At 65.6% G+C, this 17627-nt stretch carries 12 protein-coding genes; all 12 read left to right on the plus strand.

The features are described 5' to 3' along the window. Positions 1 to 152 precede the first annotated feature (152 nt). The 12 genes from IVA75_RS36590 (at position 153) to IVA75_RS36645 (ending at position 17612) form a co-directional block, all read left to right on the plus strand. Positions 153 to 674, plus strand: coding sequence for a PAS domain-containing protein (locus IVA75_RS36590; protein ID WP_247288674.1), 522 nt, complete (start codon positions 153 to 155; stop codon positions 672 to 674). Next, complete coding sequence (locus tag IVA75_RS36595) at positions 652 to 1956, plus strand: methyl-accepting chemotaxis protein (RefSeq protein WP_247288676.1); 1305 nt, start codon at positions 652 to 654, stop codon at positions 1954 to 1956. The genes IVA75_RS36590 and IVA75_RS36595 overlap by 23 nt, the downstream gene beginning before the upstream one ends. Before the next feature lie 287 nt (positions 1957 to 2243). Then, positions 2244 to 5513 (plus strand): transglutaminase family protein, encoded by a 3270-nt coding sequence (locus IVA75_RS36600; protein ID WP_247288677.1) that lies wholly within the window; start codon positions 2244 to 2246, stop codon positions 5511 to 5513. A gap of 27 nt (positions 5514 to 5540) precedes the next feature. Further along, positions 5541 to 8078, plus strand: coding sequence for a circularly permuted type 2 ATP-grasp protein (locus IVA75_RS36605; RefSeq protein ID WP_247288679.1), 2538 nt, complete (start codon positions 5541 to 5543; stop codon positions 8076 to 8078). Continuing rightward, on the plus strand, positions 8075 to 8953 hold the full coding sequence (locus IVA75_RS36610) for a transglutaminase family protein (RefSeq protein WP_247288681.1): 879 nt from the start codon (positions 8075 to 8077) through the stop codon (positions 8951 to 8953). The genes IVA75_RS36605 and IVA75_RS36610 overlap by 4 nt, the downstream gene beginning before the upstream one ends. Before the next feature lie 216 nt (positions 8954 to 9169). After that, positions 9170 to 9997 (plus strand): HD domain-containing protein, encoded by an 828-nt coding sequence (locus IVA75_RS36615; RefSeq protein ID WP_247288682.1) that lies wholly within the window; start codon positions 9170 to 9172, stop codon positions 9995 to 9997. Positions 9998 to 10009: 12 nt separating this feature from the next. After that, entirely contained in the window at positions 10010 to 10900 is an 891-nt protein-coding gene (locus IVA75_RS36620; protein ID WP_247288683.1) for an alpha/beta hydrolase, read from the plus strand. Positions 10901 to 11035: 135 nt separating this feature from the next. Further along, a complete protein-coding gene (gene folE, locus IVA75_RS36625) occupies positions 11036 to 11662 on the plus strand; it encodes a GTP cyclohydrolase I FolE (RefSeq protein ID WP_018456940.1) in 627 nt (208 codons plus the stop codon). Between the two features lie 27 nt (positions 11663 to 11689). Next, positions 11690 to 13213, plus strand: coding sequence for an FAD-dependent oxidoreductase (locus tag IVA75_RS36630; protein ID WP_247288684.1), 1524 nt, complete (start codon positions 11690 to 11692; stop codon positions 13211 to 13213). A gap of 177 nt (positions 13214 to 13390) precedes the next feature. Then, positions 13391 to 14599, plus strand: coding sequence for an ABC transporter substrate-binding protein (locus tag IVA75_RS36635; RefSeq protein WP_247288685.1), 1209 nt, complete (start codon positions 13391 to 13393; stop codon positions 14597 to 14599). Between the two features lie 249 nt (positions 14600 to 14848). Then, positions 14849 to 16081, plus strand: coding sequence for an acyl-CoA dehydrogenase family protein (locus IVA75_RS36640; protein ID WP_247288686.1), 1233 nt, complete (start codon positions 14849 to 14851; stop codon positions 16079 to 16081). Between the two features lie 130 nt (positions 16082 to 16211). Beyond that, entirely contained in the window at positions 16212 to 17612 is a 1401-nt protein-coding gene (locus tag IVA75_RS36645; RefSeq protein WP_247288687.1) for a PAS domain S-box protein, read from the plus strand. The last annotated feature ends 15 nt before the right edge of the window (positions 17613 to 17627 follow it).

Genomic DNA, 17627 nt, shown 5'->3' on the forward strand with positions numbered 1-17627 from the left:
CAAGCGACGCTCCTAAGTAATGATACGGAGCCGTCAAGTGAACACGGGGGTTCCCGCGGTCACACCTGATTAACATCTTCTGCCGTAATCCCTTGGGACGATGCGAGCTCCACTCATGTGGGACGTTCGCCCTTCGTGAGGATTCGTCGACGATGACGCGTGTGATACGGCCGACCGGCGTGGAACATCTCCTCGGTGAGGAGGAGCTGATCGTGTCGAAGACCGATCTCAAGGGGCGCATCACCTACGCCAACGATGTCTTCATCCGCATGGCGAAGTACTCCTGGAAGGAGCTGATGGGCGCCTCCCATAGCCTGATCCGCCACCCTGAGATGCCACGCTCCGTCTTCAAGCTGCTGTGGGACACGCTTCAGTCCAGGCAGGAGATCTTCGCCTACGTCGTCAACCTCGCGAGGGACGGCAGTCATTACTGGGTGTTCGCCCACGTCACGCCGACATTCGACGAGCGTGGCAATATCGTCGGCTATCACTCCAACCGTCGCAGACCCGATCCGGCGCAGATCGAGCGCATCAAGCCGATCTACAAGGCGCTGTGCGCGGAAGAGGCGCGGCATGCCAATGCCAAGGACGGCATGCATGCGAGCTTCGAGGCGATGGTCGGGCTGCTCAAGCAACAGGGTGTCGGCTACGATGAATTTGTGCTCTCTCTCTAAGGCGCAGGGAGCGACCGCGCTCGCATCCGTTCTTGCCGTCGTTGCGTTCGTGCTCTCGCTGGCCGGTGCGACCGGAATTTCCGGCGCGGCTTTGCCTGGCGTTACGGTCGTGCTGCTTGGGTACGCCGTCTGGTGCCAGCACCGCACGGCGGTGGCCGTCGACGAGGTGGCAGACGTGTGCCGCAAGGCCGCACGTGGCGATCTCGAGGCGCGCATTCTCAGCAACCGCCAGGCCGGGCGGATCGGCGCCATTCAGAAGTCGGTCAACGACATGCTCGACATCACCGACGCCTATTTGCGGGAAGCTTCGGCGTCGATGGACTATGCGAGCCGCGGCAAATATTTCCGCAAGATCCTCGCGCGCGGATTACCCGGCTCGTTCCGCCGTTCGGCCACCGTCATCAATTCCGGCACCGACAGCCTCGGCCGTCGCGTGGTCGAGATCGCGGACCTCGCAAAGCAGTTCGGCACGCATCTCGACCAGGTCGCCGGCACTCTCATGGGCGCGGCGACCGATCTCGAATCCGACGCCGGCCAGATGGCGGCGGCGGCCGAGAAGACCAGCCGGCAGACCTCCGGCGTGCTCAGTGCGTCCGACCAGGCCTCGCGCAACGTCGCCACCGTCGCCGGCGCCGCGGAGCAACTCGCATCGTCGATCGCCGAGATCGGCCGCCAGGTGGCCGGCTCGACCACGAGCACGGGGCGGGCGGTGAACGAAGCCAATCGTGCCGGCAGCGAGATCCGCACGCTTGCGGACGCGGCGATGCGGATCGGCGACGTGGTCAAGCTGATCAGCGCGATCGCCGAGCAGACCAACCTCCTGGCGCTCAACGCCACCATCGAGGCCGCGCGGGCAGGCGAGGCCGGCCGCGGCTTCGCCGTGGTCGCATCCGAGGTCAAGAGCCTTGCCAACCAGACCGCGAAGGCGACCGAGGAGATCAGCGCCAAGGTCGGCGAGATGCAGCAATCGACCACCAATTCGGTCGCCGCCGTCGAGGCGATTGCGCAGACCATTACCGAGATCAACGGCATCACCGCCTCGATCGCGACCTCGATCGAGCAGCAGGGGCTCGCCACCCGGGAGATCGCCCGCAACGTCCAGGAAGCCTCGGCCGGCACCGCGCAAATGTCCGCCAACGTCACCGGCATCAGCGAAGCCGCCGCCGACACCGGCCGTGTGGCGAGCCGCGTCAACAGCGCCTCCGAACGCGTCCATGGCGAGGTCGAGACGCTCCGGCGCGAGGTGACGCAGTTTTTGCAGCGGCTGACGTCAGCGGCGTAGGACATCGCGGAGAGGACGCGCATTCTTCCCCTCTCCCCTTGTGGGAGAGGGTGGCTCGCAGCGTTTGCGGCGAGACGGGTGAGGGGTCTCTCTCCGCGCGCACCTCTCACGCCGGAATCGCGGAGACGTACCCCTCATCCGGCGCTTCGCGCCACCTTCTCCCGCAAGGGGACAAGGAAGAAAGCGACCGCCCGCACCTTGCGTAGGCACCCTTTGCCCGTTGTTAGTGCTTGATCGAGGTCACCAGCGGTGTTCTGCTCAAAAAAGCTGCTGGAGTACCGCACCCCGTGTCGATCTACGTCGCATTACACCACGTCACGCACTACAAATACGACCGCCCGATCGATCTCGGCCCGCAGACCATCCGTCTGCGGCCGGCGCCGCATACTCGCACGCCGATCCTGAGCTATTCGCTCAAGGTCACGCCGGCCAATCATTTCGTGAACTGGCAGCAGGATCCGCTGGGCAATTGGATCGCGCGTTACGTCTTCCCGGAGAAGACGACCGAGCTCAAGATCGAGGTCGATTTCACGGCGCAGATGACCACGGTCAATCCGTTCGACTTCTTCGTCGAACCCTATGCCGACAGCTTTCCGTTCGAATATACGCAGGATCTCAAGACCGAACTCGCGCCTTATCTCGAGACCGTCAAGCCCGATCGGCTGTTCGCGAAATATCTCGACACGATCCCGCACGAAGCCCCGAACACCGTCAACTTCCTGGTCGATCTCAACAGGGAGCTGCAGAAAAGGATCGGCTACGTCATCCGCATGGAGGCGGGCGTGCAGACGCCGGAGGAGACGCTCTCCTCCGCGGCCGGCTCGTGCCGCGACTCCGCCTGGCTTCTGATCCAGACCTTCCGGCACCTCGGTCTCGCCGCCCGTTTCGTCTCGGGCTATCTGATCCAGGTCCGTCCCGACATCGATCCGATCGAGGGGCCGCCGGAGGTCGAGAACGATTTCACTGATCTGCACGCCTGGGCCGAGGTCTACCTGCCGGGCGCGGGCTGGATCGGCTTCGACGCGACCTCGGGCATGCTTGCGGGCGAGGGCCACATCCCGGTCGCCGCGACACCGCACTACCGCTCGGCCGCGCCGATCTCCGGCGGCGCGGGCTTTGCCGAGGTCGAATTCGCCTTCGACATGAGCGTCAAGCGCATTCGCGAGGCGCCGCGCATCACAAAACCATTCTCCGACGAATCCTGGATACGGCTCAACGATCTCGGCGAGCAGGTCGACGGCGATCTTGCGGCGCAGGACGTGCGTCTGACCATGGGCGGCGAGCCGACCTTCGTCTCCGTCGATGATCTCGAAGGCGCCGAGTGGAACACGGACGCCGTCGGCCCAACCAAGCGCGGGCTCGCCGACGATCTGATCCGCCGCCTGCGCGCGCGTTTCGGACCCGGGGGCCTGCTGCACTTCGGTCAGGGCAAATGGTATCCCGGCGAAAGCCTGCCGCGCTGGGCGTTTGGCCTGTACTGGCGCAAGGACGGCGTGCCGATCTGGAAGAATGCCGACCTCATCGCCAGTATCGAAAATCCGCGGCCGGCGCAGGCCAAGGACGTCAAGGCGTTCGTGGAGGGCACGGCGCTGCGGCTTGGGCTCGATCCCGGCTACATCATGCCGGCCTATGAGGACACCGCGTACTGGCTGCAGAAGGAATCCGAGCTTCCCGTCAACGTCGATCCGTCCGATTCCAAATTGTCCGATCCGGAGGCCCGCGCGCGGATGGCGCGGGTGTTCGAGCAGGGGCTCAACAACCCTCGCGGCTTCGTGCTGCCCGTGCAGCGCTGGAATGCGGCGCCACGCTGGCGCAGCGAGCGCTGGCAGCTCCGGCGCAGTCATCTGTTCCTGATGCCGGGCGACTCGCCGCTTGGCCTGCGCCTGCCGCTGGACTCGCTCGGCTATGTCGCGCCCGATCAATATCCCTACGTCGTCGAGCGGGATCCGATGGAGGCCCGCGGCAAGCTGCCCGTGTTCAGCCTTCCGGTGCGTCCGGACTCGCCGGAGCGGCTCGAGCCCGAAGAGCTCAACACCTCCGTGCCGGTCCGCACCGCGATGTCGGTCGAGGTCCGCGACGGCGTGCTCTGCGCCTTCATGCCGCCGGTCGAGCAGATCGAGGATTATCTGGAGATGATCGCGGCGCTCGAAGCGACGGCCGAGGAGATGCAGCTCCAGGTCCATGTCGAGGGTTATCCGCCGCCGTTCGATCCGCGTGTCGACGTCATCAAGGTGACGCCCGATCCCGGCGTGATCGAGGTCAACGTCCAGCCGGCAAAGAACTGGCGCGAGGCGGTCGATATCACCGTCGGGCTCTATGAAGATGCGGGCAAGACACGCCTCGGCGCCAACCGCTTCCTCGTCGACGGCCGCCACACCGGCACCGGCGGCGGCAATCACGTCGTGGTCGGCGGCTCGAGTCCGCAGGACTCGCCGTTCCTGCGCCGGCCTGATCTGTTGAAGAGCCTGGTGCTGCACTGGCAGCGGCATCCGGCGCTGTCCTATTTCTTCTCCGGCCTGTTCATCGGCCCGACCAGTCAGGCACCGCGCATCGACGAAGCCCGCCACGACAGCATTTACGAGCTCGAGGTTGCGCTCACGCACGTGCCGCCGCCGCGCGTTCAGGCGCCGCTGTGGCTGGTGGATCGCTTGTTCCGGCATCTCCTCGTCGACATCACCGGCAACACCCATCGCGCCGAGATCTGCATCGACAAGCTCTATTCACCGGACGGCACGACCGGCCGCCTCGGCCTGGTCGAATTCCGCGCGCTCGAAATGCCGCCGGATCCGCGCATGTCGCTGGCGCAGCAGCTGCTGATCCGCGCGCTGATCGCAAAATTCTGGCGCGAGCCGCAACAAGGCAAGTTCGTGCGCTGGGGCACCGCGCTGCATGATCGCTTCATGCTGCCGCACTTCATCTGGGAGGATTTCCTCGAAGTGCTGACCGAGTTGAAGCAGTCCGGCTATCCGTTCGAGCCTGAATGGTATCTGGCCCAGCTCGAATTCCGCTTCCCCGCTTTCGGCCGCATCCATCATGGCGGCGTGACGCTGGAGCTGCGGCAGGCGCTGGAGCCCTGGCACGTGCTCGGCGAGGAGGGCTCGGCCGGCGGTACCGTGCGCTATGTCGACTCGTCGGTCGAGCGGCTCCAGGTCAAGGCGGAAGGCTTCGTCGAGGGCCGCCACATCGTCACCTGCAACGGCCGCCGCCTGCCGATGACCGCCACCGGCCGCTCCGGCGAAGCCGTGGCCGGCGTCCGCTTCAAGGCCTGGCAGCCGGCCTCAGGCCTGCACCCGACCATTCCCGTTCACGCGCCCCTGACCTTCGATCTTATTGACACCTGGAACGGCCGCTCGCTCGGCGGCTGCGTCTATCACGTCGCCCATCCCGGCGGCCGCAGCTACGACACCAAGCCGGTCAACACCTACGAGGCCGAGGCACGGCGGCTGGCGCGCTTCCAGGACCACGGCCATACGCCGGGCCCGATGCAGCCGCCGCCCGAGGAACGCACAAATGAGTTTCCGCTGACCCTCGACTTGCGGACCCCGCTCCTGCAATGAGTATGATGCGGGGGCAGGGAGAGGCGCATGGCCGAGGGCGCAGCCGAAGAGGACGACAAGGCGGGTAAGGCGCAAGGTCAACGTAATGGTCAGCGCGAAGGCCAGCGCCGTTTCGCGCAATGGGTCCGCGACTACAGGCGCCTGCCCGGCATCCCCGACGAGTTTCTCGGCCCGGACGGCAAGCCCCGCGCGGTCTGGAGCCGCTTCTTCGATGCCTTCGGCGCGCTTGCGCCCGACGAGGTCGAGCGGCGGTTCGGCATGGCCGACCGTCATCTCCGCGAGGCCGGCGTCACCTATCGCGCGCCCGGCGAGAGCGCCGACCGGCCCTGGTCGATCAGCCATCTGCCGCTGCTGATCGACGAGGCCGACTGGAAGCAGCTGTCCGATGGCATCACCCAGCGCGCCGAGCTGCTCGAGCTCGTGCTGCGCGACATCTATGGCGAGGGCCGCCTCGTCGCCGAAGGCGCGCTGCCGGCGGCCGCGATCGCGGGCAGCCCCGAATATCTCCGCCCCGTCTGCGGCGTGCCGCCGCCGGGCGGGCGCTATCTCTCGCTCTATGCCGCCGATGTCGGCCGCGGGCCCGACGGCCGCTGGTGGGTGCTCGGCGACCGCACGCAGGCACCTTCCGGCGCGGGCTATGCGCTGGAGAACCGCCTGGTGCTCTCGCGCGCCTTCTCCGATCTCTACAAGTCGATGAACGTGCCGCGCGTCGCGCCGTTCTTCGAGGCGTTTCGCGACAGTCTTCGGGCGCGCGCCGACCGCGACGAGCCGCGGATCGGCGTGCTCACGCCGGGCAGCTTCAGCGAGACCTATTTCGAGCACGCGACGCTGGCGCGCTATCTCGGCTTCCTGCTGGTCGAAGGCGACGATCTCGCCGTCAGCGACAACCATATCCACATCCGCACGGTTGCGGGCCTCAAGCGGCTCGACGTGCTGCTGCGCCGCGTCGATTCCAATTCGCTCGACCCGCTCGAGCTCGAAGCCTCCTCGCGGCTTGGCGTCCCCGGGCTGATCGACGTGCTGCGCAAGGACGGCGTCGTCGTCGCCAACATGCCGGGCTCGGGCGTGCTGGAGGCGCGCGCGATGCTCGGCTTCCTGCCGGCGCTGAGCCGCCGCCTGCTCGGTGAAGAGTTGAAGATGCCGCACATCGCGACCTGGTGGTGCGGCCAGCGCTCGGCGCGCGACGAGGTGTTGTCGCGGCTCGACGAGGTCGCGATCGAAGGCGCCTATCGGCGCGGCGTTCCCGGTTTCGACAGCAACGGTCCGGTGCTCGCGAGCGAGCTCGATGCCGCCGGCCGCCGGCGCCTGAGCGACGCGATCGCTGCGCGCGGCATGGACTATGTCGGCCAGGAGGTGGTTCGGCTCTCGACCATGCCGGTATGGGAGCAGGGGCAGATCACGTCCCGTCCCTTCGTGCTGCGCGTGTTCGCAGCCGCGACGCCGGACGGCTGGGCCATCATGCCCGGCGGCTTCTGCCGGATCGCCGAGCAGCCGGATGCGCGCGCGGTGTCGATGGGCGACGGCGCGCGTTCCGCCGACGTCTGGGTGGTCTCGGACAAGCAGGTCTCGACCGCGACGCTGCTGCCTGCGGTTGACAAGGTGCGCATCCGCCGTATCGCCGGCGTGCTGCCGAGTCGCGCCGCCGACAATCTGTTCTGGCTCGGCCGCTATCTCGAACGCGCCGAGGCGACGCTGCGGCTGGTGCGGGCGCTGGGCTCGCCGAGCGGGCCCAACAAGGGCACCGCGGCCTCGCTGCAATCGGCGGAGCGTATCCAGCGCCTGCTGGTGACCTGGGGCGCGATCTCACAGACCTCGCGCGCGGCGCCCGGCCGCATCGTTGCCGAGGCGCTGCAAAGCCCGGAGCGTTTCGGCTCGGCACTGTCGCTGGTCCGCGCGGCCCAGCGCACGGCGACCTCCTTGCGCGAGCGGCTGTCGCCCGATGCTTGGCAAGTCATCACCGAGATGGTCGAGCGGCTGGCCGTCGAGGTCGAGGACGACGACAGCGTGCTGAGCGCGGCCGAGCTGACGTTGCAGGAGCTCGCGAGCTTTGCCGGCCTTGCGCATGAGAACATGAACCGCGCCGCCGGCTGGCGCTTCCTCGATATCGGCCGCCGCACCGAGCGCGCCATCAACACCACGCGCTTTGCCCGGCAGTTCGCCTATGACGAAGCCGGCGACGAGGATCTCGATATCCTGCTGACGCTGGTGGATTGCCAGATCACCTACCGCTCGCGTTATCTGCTGGCGCCGATCCTTGCGCCGGTGCGCGATCTCGCCGTGCTCGACAGTTACAATCCGCGTTCGGTGGCGTTCCAGGTGACGGCGCTGAACGAGCATATCGCTGCACTGCCGAGCCTGAAGGAGCACGGCCTGATCGAGAAGCCGCAGCGGCTTGCGGTCGCGCTGCAGGCGATGCTCGCGACCGCGGAGGCCGAGAGGATCGAGGTCAAGACGCTGTTCGCATTGGAGCAGGATCTGCTCAGCCTCGCCGAGGCAGTCGGGCAGCACTACTTCCCGCACGGCCCCAATGCCAGCCGGCCGGAAAAGCTGACGGGGCTGGCGTGATCTACGATATCCGTCACGTCACCACCTACGAATATGAGAGCCCGGTCAGCTTCGCCCGCTGCACGCTGCGGCTGGAGCCGAGGAGCGGCAATGGCCAGGAGCTGATCTCGCACAAGGTCGAGATCCGTCCGCGCCCCGCGGAGCGTAGCGTCCGGCGCGATTTCTTCGGCACCCTGACCGAGAGTGTGGTGATCGAGGCCGCGCATCGCACTCTGCGCATCGATTCTCGCTCTCGCGTGAAGGTGTCGCGCCAGCCGCCGGCGCGTGACGCTGACAGCCCGGGCTGGGAGAGCATTCGCGACATCGCCTTCGAGGCGACGAGCCTCGGGCCGTCCTCGCCGGTCGGCTATGTCTTTGGGAGCCCGCTGGTGCCGGTGCTGGGACCGGTCAGCGCCTATGCGGCGGAAAGCTTTGCGGCCGGCGCGGGCATCCTCGCCGGGGCGGTCGATCTGATGCATCGCATCCGGACCGAATTTCGCTACGACCCCAAGGCGACGGTGATCTCGACGCCGCTCGACGAGGTCTTCGTCAAGCGCCATGGCGTCTGTCAGGATTTTGCCCATGTGATGATTGCGGGCCTGCGCGGGCTGGGCCTGCCCGCGGCCTATGTCAGCGGATATCTGCGCACCATTCCGCCGGCGGGCCAGCCGCGCCTGCAGGGCGCCGACGCCACCCATGCCTGGGTGTCGCTGTGGTGCGGGGAGGAGCTTGGCTGGGTTGATTTCGATCCGACCAACGACCTTATGGTCGCTGGCGACCATATCGTGCTCGCGGTCGGCCGCGACTTTTCCGACGTTTCGCCGGTCGACGGCATCATTGTCGGCTCGCCGAAGCAGAAGCTCGACGTCGCCGTCGACGTGCTGCTGGTGGAATGATTGCCGTTTTTGCCGTGCTGGCGAGCCCGGCCCCAGGTGTGTCGGGCCGGCACCGCAACCGCGATATCGCGGGGCACAACCGCAACATATTTCCGGATTTTCGTTCCCGGGTTTGGCCAGTCGGCCCAAGATGGGCTAAGCTGGCCTTTGCGTCGAGGACATGAATGATACGTCGGGAGTTGGCGTGGAACACCACCGACAAGCGGGGCTGCATCCATGATCACGTTACCGAAACTGGCGGCGGAGACCCTGGAGAAGTTGCTGGGATCGTTCATGCGTCGTCGGTACGACGAGTCCTACGCCAGGGTGCTGGAAGGCTCGACCCGCACGGCAATGGAATGCATCGGCAACAGCGACGCACTCTATCACAACATCGAACATACGATGTTGGTGACCCTGGCCGCTCAGGCGATCCTGATGGGACGTAATCTCCACACGCATCTTGCGGCTGAGGACTATATCAACGTCCTGATTGCCTGCCTCGCGCACGACATCGGCTATGTCCGCGGTCTGTTTCCGGAGGACGACGACGACGGCTTTATCATAGATGATTCCGGCACCAAGGTGTCGCTGCCGCGTGGCGCTTCGGATGCCAGTCTGATGATGTATCACGTCGATCGCTCGAAACTGTTTGTGCGGCGGCGGCTGCCGCAGATCCGGGGCGTGGACAGTGAGCGCGTCGCCCGCGCCATCGAGGGCACGCGGTTTCCGGCCCGCGAGGGGCAAGACTATGACGACGACGCCTCGATCCTGCGCGCTGCCGATTTCATCGGGCAACTCGGAGATCCCAACTATCTGCGCAAGGCTAACGCGCTCTATTACGAATTCGAAGAAGTCGGCATGAACCGCCAGCTCGGCTACGATTCGCCGGCCGACATCGTGAACCGCTATCCGCAGTTCTATTGGAATAGTGTCGCACCGCACATTCAAACCGAGATCGGCTATCTCAACAAGACCGAGATTGGCCGCCAGTGGATCGCCAACCTCTACAGCAACGTGTTCCGCGCCGAGCGTGACATCACGTTGTCCGGGCCGCAAAAATAGCTCCGCTTTGTAATGCAACAAAAAACTGTCGCCACCGATATCCTCGACATCGCCTATCGCGAATACGGCGCGCCGGACGGCTGGCCCTGCATCATGGGCCACGGCTTTCCCTACGACGTGAACGCCTATGCCGAGTCCGCGCCGATCATTGCGCAAGCGGGCGCGCGGGTGCTGGTGCCCTGGCTGCGCGGCTACGGGCCGACGCGGTTTCGCTCCGCTGCGACGTTGCGCTCCGGCGAGCAGGCGGCGCTTGGCGCCGATCTCCTGGCCTTCATGGATGCGCTTGGAATCTCGCACGCGGTGGTCGGCGGTTACGACTGGGGCGGGCGCGCGGCCTGCGTGGTCTCGGTTCTGCATCCGGAGCGCGTAATCGGCCTCGTCTCGGGCAATTCCTACAACATCCAGAACATCGCGCGTTCGATGGAGCCGGCTTCGCCAACCGAGGAGGCGGCGCTCTGGTATCAATATCTCTTCCACAACGAACGCGGCCGCCGCGCGCTGGAGCGCAACCGGCGCGGTTTTGCGCGCCAGCTCTGGTCGATGTGGTCGCCGACATGGGCCTTCGACGACGCGACGTTCGAGACCAGCGCCATGTCGTTCGACAATCCTGATTTCGTCGATGTTGTGATCCACTCCTATCGACATCGTTACGCACTGGTCACGGGCGATCCCGCCTATGCCGCGATCGAGGCGAAGCTCGCCGCGCAGCCGCCGGTCCGTGTCCCGACCATCGCGATCGACGGCGATAGCGACGGCGTCAATTCCGGCACGGCCCATCACGCGGGCAAGTTCGAAGGCTTTTTCGAGCGGCGCGTCTTTGCAGGGGCCGGCCACAATTTGCCGCAGGAGCGGCCGGCCGAATGGGCCCAGGCCGTGCTCGATGTGCGGAAAGCGGCCTCATAGAGCCGGATTTCTCGTCCCGCTGTCTTGCCGCTCTCACAGCTTCCAATTTTTCCTGATCCCGGGAACCTTTTCCGATCGCAGCCGTCCAAGCTGTGGGCCGCCTTCTGTATGCGGTTCGTTGCAGGGGAGTTTTCGATGAAGACGCAAACGCGCAGGCTGGAACGTGTCGCGGTCGCGCAGGCGCCGAGCGAGCGGCCTGAGAGGGCGGAGGTCGAGCAGGCGATCCGCACCATGATCCGCTGGGCCGGTGATGACCCCGCGCGCGACGGTCTGCGCGATACGCCGGACCGGGTCGCGCGCGCCTTCGAGGAGTATTTCTCCGGCTATGCGCAGGATCCGACCGAAATCCTGCAAAAGACCTTTGAGGAGATCGAAGGCTATGACGAGATGATCGTCCTGCGCGGCGTTCGCTTCGAAAGCCATTGCGAGCACCACATGGCACCGATCGTCGGCCGCGCCTGGGTCGCTTATATCCCGCAAGGGCGCGTCGTCGGCATCTCCAAGCTCGCGCGTCTCGTCGACATCTACGCCAAGCGGCTTCAGATCCAGGAGAAGATGACCGCGCAGATCGCCAACACGATCAACGATGTGCTGAGGCCCGAAGGCGTCGGGGTCATCATCAAGGCAACGCATCACTGCATGACCACGCGCGGCGCGCACAAGCCCGGGACCGATCTCGTCACCAGCCGCATGCTCGGCGTGTTCCGCGACAATGCGTTGACGCGCCAGGAGCTGCTGGGGCTGGCCAATTCGGACGATTGATCCGCGACGGCTCAAGGAGGCAACGCCATGACCGAGGACAAGAAGCCAAGCGGACCCGACTTGAGCCGAGGCGTGACGCTCGCCGCGTTCAAGGACAGCAAATTGCTCGGCCATGTCGGCGAGGAAGACGTCCTGCTGGTGCAGGCCGGCAGCGAGATCTTTGCGATCGAGCCGACCTGCAGCCACTATCACGGACCGCTTGCGGAAGGACTGGTGGTTGGCGACACCATCCGCTGTCCCTGGCATCATGCCTGCTTCTCCTTGCGGTCAGGCGAGGCGACCCGTCCGCCGGCGCTGAACGCGCTGGCGGTGTGGGAGGTCTCGCGCGATCAGGACAAGATCGTCGTTCAGCGCAAGCGCGAGATGCCGAAGCCTCCGGCGCCTCACCGGACGGCGCCAACGCCGGAAAAATTCGTCATCATCGGCGGCGGCGCGGCGGGTTTCGCGGCGGCGCAGACGCTCCGTCGCGAGGGCTTTGCCGGCGCCATCACCATGCTCAGCAATGACAGCGCGATGCCGGTCGACCGGCCCAATCTTTCCAAGGATTACCTCGCGGGCAACGCGCCGGAGGATTGGCTGCCGCTGCGGGGCGAGGACTATTATCGGGACGCCGGCATCGATCTCAGGCTCAACACGAATGTCGCCGCGATCGAGGCGAAGACGCGCAACGTGACGCTGGGCAACGGCGACAGGCTGCCGTTCGACCGGCTGCTGCTCGCGACCGGCGCCGAGCCGGTCAGATTGCAGATTCCGGGGGCCGACCAGCCTCATGTCCACACCCTGCGCTCCGTCGCCGACAGCCGCGCCATCATTGAGGCGGCCGGCAGCGCCAAGCGTGCGCTGGTGATCGGGGCCAGCTTCATCGGCCTGGAAGTTGCGGCCTCCTTGCGGGCACGCAAGATCGAGGTCCACGTGGTCGCACCGGACGAACGGCCGATGCAGAGGGTGCTCGGTCCCGAGATGGGCGACTTCGTGCGCGCGCTGCATGAGGAGAATGGCGTCAACTTCCACCTCGAGGACACGGTGGAGAAGCTGGACGGCACGCGCGCCACGTTGAAAAGCGGCGGCGTGATCGAGGCCGACCTGGTCGTGGTCGGCATCGGCGTCAAGCCGCGCCTCGCGCTCGCCGAGCAGGCAGGGCTTGCGGCCGACCGGGGCGTCAGCGTGAGCGAATATCTGGAGACCAGCATAGCAGGTATCTTTGCGGCCGGGGACATCGCGCGCTGGCCCGATCCGCATTCGCGGCAAACTATTCGCGTCGAGCACTGGGTGGTGGCGGAGCGGCAGGGCCAGACCGCGGCCCGCAACATGCTCGGCAAGCGCGAGCGCTTCGAGGCCGTGCCGTTCTTCTGGTCGCAGCACTATGACGTGCCGATCAACTATGTCGGCCACGCCGATAGTTTTGACGATATCGCAATCGACGGCAGCATTTCCGGCAAGGACTGCCTGCTGAAGTATCGCAAGGGCGGCCGTGTCCTTGCGATTGCTTCAATTTATCGGGATCTCGACAACCTCAAGGCCGAGCTGGAGATGGAGCGGACGCGCGGCTGAGGCGCCGCATCCGATCTTGATTGGCGTCAATGTTGCTGCCGGCGACGGCGGCTGTGCACCGGCTGATCAGCAACTCGACGCAAGACCGCCTTGTGGAACTCCGCTGATCTGACGTGCTGGCAAGAGCAGCACGCCGCGCCTTCCGAGTCGCGCGGCGATCATCACCGGGGAGAAACCATGAAAGCCGCTTTGGTCCTGGCTGCAGCCTTGGCTGCCTGCCTGTCCACGCCTGTCTCCGCGCAAAAATCCTACGGTCCGGGCGTCAGCGACACCGAGATCAAGATCGGCAACACCATGCCCTATAGCGGCCCCGCATCGCCGCTCGGCATCACCGGCAGGGTGATCTCGGCCTATTTCGACGAGGTCAACGAGAAGGGCGGGATCAACGGCCGCAAGCTCAATCTCCTGTCGCTCGACGACGCCTTCTCGCCGCCGAAGACCATGGAAGCGGCGCGCCGGCTGGTCGAGGGCGATGGCGTCGCCTTCATCTTCGCGACCATGGGCACCGCGCCGAGCTCGGCGATTGCGAAATATCTCAACAGCAACAAGGTGCCGCAGCTGTTTCTGATCAGCTCGGCCTCGAAGTGGAACGACCCGGCCAACATGCCCTGGTCGATGGCGCTGCCGTGGGCGCCGAACTACACCAGCGAGGCGGCCATCGACGTCGCCTATGCCCGCGCCAAGAACCCGAATGCACGCTTCGCGGTGCTCTATCAGAACGACGACGCCGGCAAGGAATATCTGCGCGGCGTCAAGGAAGCGCTTGGTGCCGACGCCGACAAGGCGATCGCGATGGCGTCGAGCTTCGAGGTCGCCGACCCCACCGTCGATTCCCAGGTGCTGACTCTCGCGAACACCAAGGCCGACGTGTTCATGATCTATTCGGTGACGCCGCGCGCCTGCGCCCAGGCGATCCGGAAAGCGCATGAGGTCGGCTGGCAGGCAACGCGCTTCCTCGCCTCGGGCTGCGCCAACAAGGCAACCGTGATGGTCCCGGCTGGCCTCGATGCCGGCAAGGGCGTGCTCTCGCTCGGCTCGCTCAAGCCGTTCGTCGAGGCGCCAAAGGACGATCCGGCGATGACGGCCTATATCGACTTCATGAAGAAGCGCCTGCCCAATGCCGACGTCAACAACGTCGCGGGTCTCTACGGCTACACCGTCGCCGAGGCGTTGGTCGTCTTGCTGAAGCAGTGCAAGGACAATCTGACGCGTGAGAACATCATGGCGCAGGCGGCCAATTTGAAGAACGTGCCGCTGTCGCTGCTGATGCCCGGCATCACGCTCAACACCACGCCGCAGGATTTTCGCCCGATCAAGGACGGCTATATGCTCCAGTTCAACGGCAACGACTGGATCGTCGCGAGCGAGCTCCTGCGCGGCACGTGAGGGGACTGCGCAAGCGGCAGCAGGGACAGTGCACCCTCTCCCCTTGCGGGAGAGGGTGGATCGCCGCGAAGCGGCGAGACGGGTGAGGGGTATCTCTCCGCGTGCGAAGCTGTCTCTTGCGTCCGCGGAGAGATACCCCTCATCCGGCGCCATAGCCGAAGCTTTGCTTCGGCGTTCTTAGGAACGCCGGCCGAAGGCCGCCTATGCCACCTTCTCCCACGAGGGGAGAAGGGAAGAGGAGGAACACCAATGGATTTTCACCACTCCGAACGTTCGCTGGAGCTGCAGGAGCGGGTCCGCCGGTTCATGCGGACGCATGTCGAGCCGGTCGAGGAGCTCTATTACGAGCAGGTGAAGCCGGAAGCGACACGCTACAGGACGCCACAGGTCCTTCAGGACCTGAAGCGGCTGGCGCGCGAGCAGGGGCTCTGGAACCTGTTCCTCTCCGGCGAGCACGGCCAAGACCCTAACAACACTGGCTTGACCAATCTCGAATACGCGCCGGTGAAGGAAATCATGGGCCGCATCCTCTGGGCGCCGGAGGTGTTCAATTGCTCGGCGCCCGATGTCGGCAACATGGAGGTGCTGGCCAATTACGGCACGCCGGCACAGCAGGAGCGCTGGCTGAAGCCGCTGCTGGAAGGGCGCATCCGCTCCGGCTTCTCGATGACGGAGCCGCAGGTCGCCTCCAGCGATGCCACCAACATTCAATGCGAGATCAAGCGCGACGGCGGCGACTACGTCATCAACGGCCGCAAATGGTTCACCTCGGGCGCGATGAACGAGGATTGCGAGATCCTGATCGTGATGGGCAAGACGGCGCCCGACGATCCCGACCGCCACCGCCAGCAATCCATGATCCTGGTGCCGAGAGCGACGCCCGGCGTGCGCATCGTCCGCGACATGCTCACTTACGGCTATGACGACGCGCCGGTCGGCCATCCCGAGATCGTCTACGAGAACGTTCGCGTGCCCGCCGAGAACATCCTGCTCGGCGAGGGCCGCGGTTTCGAGATCGCGCAAGGCAGGCTCGGTCCCGGCCGCATCCATCATTGCATGCGGCTGATCGGCTGTGCCCAGCGCGCGCTGGAATTGATGTGCAAGCGCGCCGTCTCCCGCACAGCCTTTGGCAAGCCGCTCGCAGAGCAGGGCTCGGTGCGCGAGGACATCGCGCACTCATTCTGCGAGATCGCGCAGGCGCGGCTCCTGACGCTGCAAGCCGCCGACAGGATGGACCGCGAAGGCAACAAGGCCGCGCGCGACCTGATCGCGGCCGCCAAGATCGTGGTGCCAAGCATGGCCGCCCGCGTGATCGACCGCGCCATCCAGATCCACGGCGCCGCCGGCGTCTCGCAGGATACCTTCCTCGCGCGTGCTTACGTCTACGCCCGCTTCATCCGCATCGGCGACGGGCCGGATCAGGTGCATCTGGCCGCGGTAGGGAAGGAGCTGATCAAGCGCGGCGGGGTGATGGCCGGGTAGGACCGTTACCGGACGTCACCCGTTGCTGCGGGAACCTGGGTCGTGAACCAGCTTAGGAACGTCCTTGGACTGTCGCGATTGTCGCTGGCAGTTGGCGCGCTGCCCAGCGCGAGCGCTGGAGATCGTCCGCGTGCAGGAGAGCAATCACCCGACAAACGGTCCGGCCGTCCCCGCGGACAATGAGCTGCTGCGTCTCGTATTCGAGAGCGCGACGGACTTTGCTATCTTCACGACAGACCCGAACGGCATCACCACCAGCTGGAACCCCGGCGCCGAGCGGTTACTCGGGTACAAGACCGACGAAATCATCGGAAAATCGGCGGACGTGATTTTTCCCGCCGAGGAGGGTGGTTTTGAGGCGGCAGCCGAAGAACGACGCAGCGCGTTAGCTCAGGGCCGCGCCGAGGACGAACGCTGGCAGATGCGCAAGGACGGCACCCGGCTCTGGGCTTCGGGCCTGTTGATGCCGCTGGCGGAGCGCGACGCGGGTTTCGTGAAGATGCTGCGCGATCGCACCAGCCAGCACCGTGCTGCGGAGCAGCTCGCGCAAAGCGAGGAGCTGTTCCGCGTTCTCGCCACCAATATACCCCAGCTGGTTTTCCGCTCAAAAAGTGATGGTGAGCGCACTTGGGCCAGCCCGCAATGGACCATCTTTAGCGGTCTGAGCTTCGCTGATAGCATCGGTTTCGGTTGGCTTGACGCGATCCATCCGGATGATCGCGAAGAGACCCAGGCGGCCTGGCTCGAAGCGCGCGCCAAGGGCGAGTATTACGTCGAGCACCGCGTCAGGCGTTCCGCCGACAGAGAGTTCAGGTGGCATCAGACCCGCGCGGTACCGATGAAAGTCAGTTCGGATGCAGACGCTGTCGATTGGGTCGGCACGATGACGGACATCCACGAACTGCGCGTGCTTCAAGATCGGCAGAAGGTTCTCTTGGCCGAACTGCAGCACCGCAGGCGCAATCTGCTCGGGGTCGTCCAATCACTTGCCCGGCAGACGATCAGATCGAGCCCGTCCCTGGACGACTTTGCAGACGACTTTGAAAGCAGGTTGGGCGCCCTCTCCAGGGCTCAGGGTTTGCTCGCGCAAAGCGACAATCGGCCGATTGAACTCGGTGATCTGGTCAGGGCCGAATTGGAGGCGCACGCCAGTGCCGACGTGGAGAAGGTAACGACCGAGGGGCCGGCGGCACCGTTGCCGGCGATGTCGGCGCAATCGATGGCTCTCGCGCTGCATGAGCTCGCCACGAATGCGGTAAAATACGGCGCCCTCGGCCAACCCTCAGGCCGGCTGACGGTGCGATGGGAGGTCAAGAACGATCAATCCAGGCGGCAAGCAACCGTGGTATGGTCCGAAAGCGGGGTTGCCATGCCTGAGGGCGGGCCGGCGCGAAAAGGCTACGGAAGCGAATTGATCGAGCGAGCACTTCCTTATCAGCTCGGCGCCAAAACGAAGCTTCGGTTCGAACCTGACGGCGTCCACTGCGAAATCGCCGTGCCGCTCGCGAGCGAGGAGAAGCGTGATGACTGAGTCGCAATCACTACT

The sequence above is a fragment of the Bradyrhizobium sp. 134 genome (assembly GCF_023074155.1).
Lineage (GTDB): Bacteria > Pseudomonadota > Alphaproteobacteria > Rhizobiales > Xanthobacteraceae > Bradyrhizobium.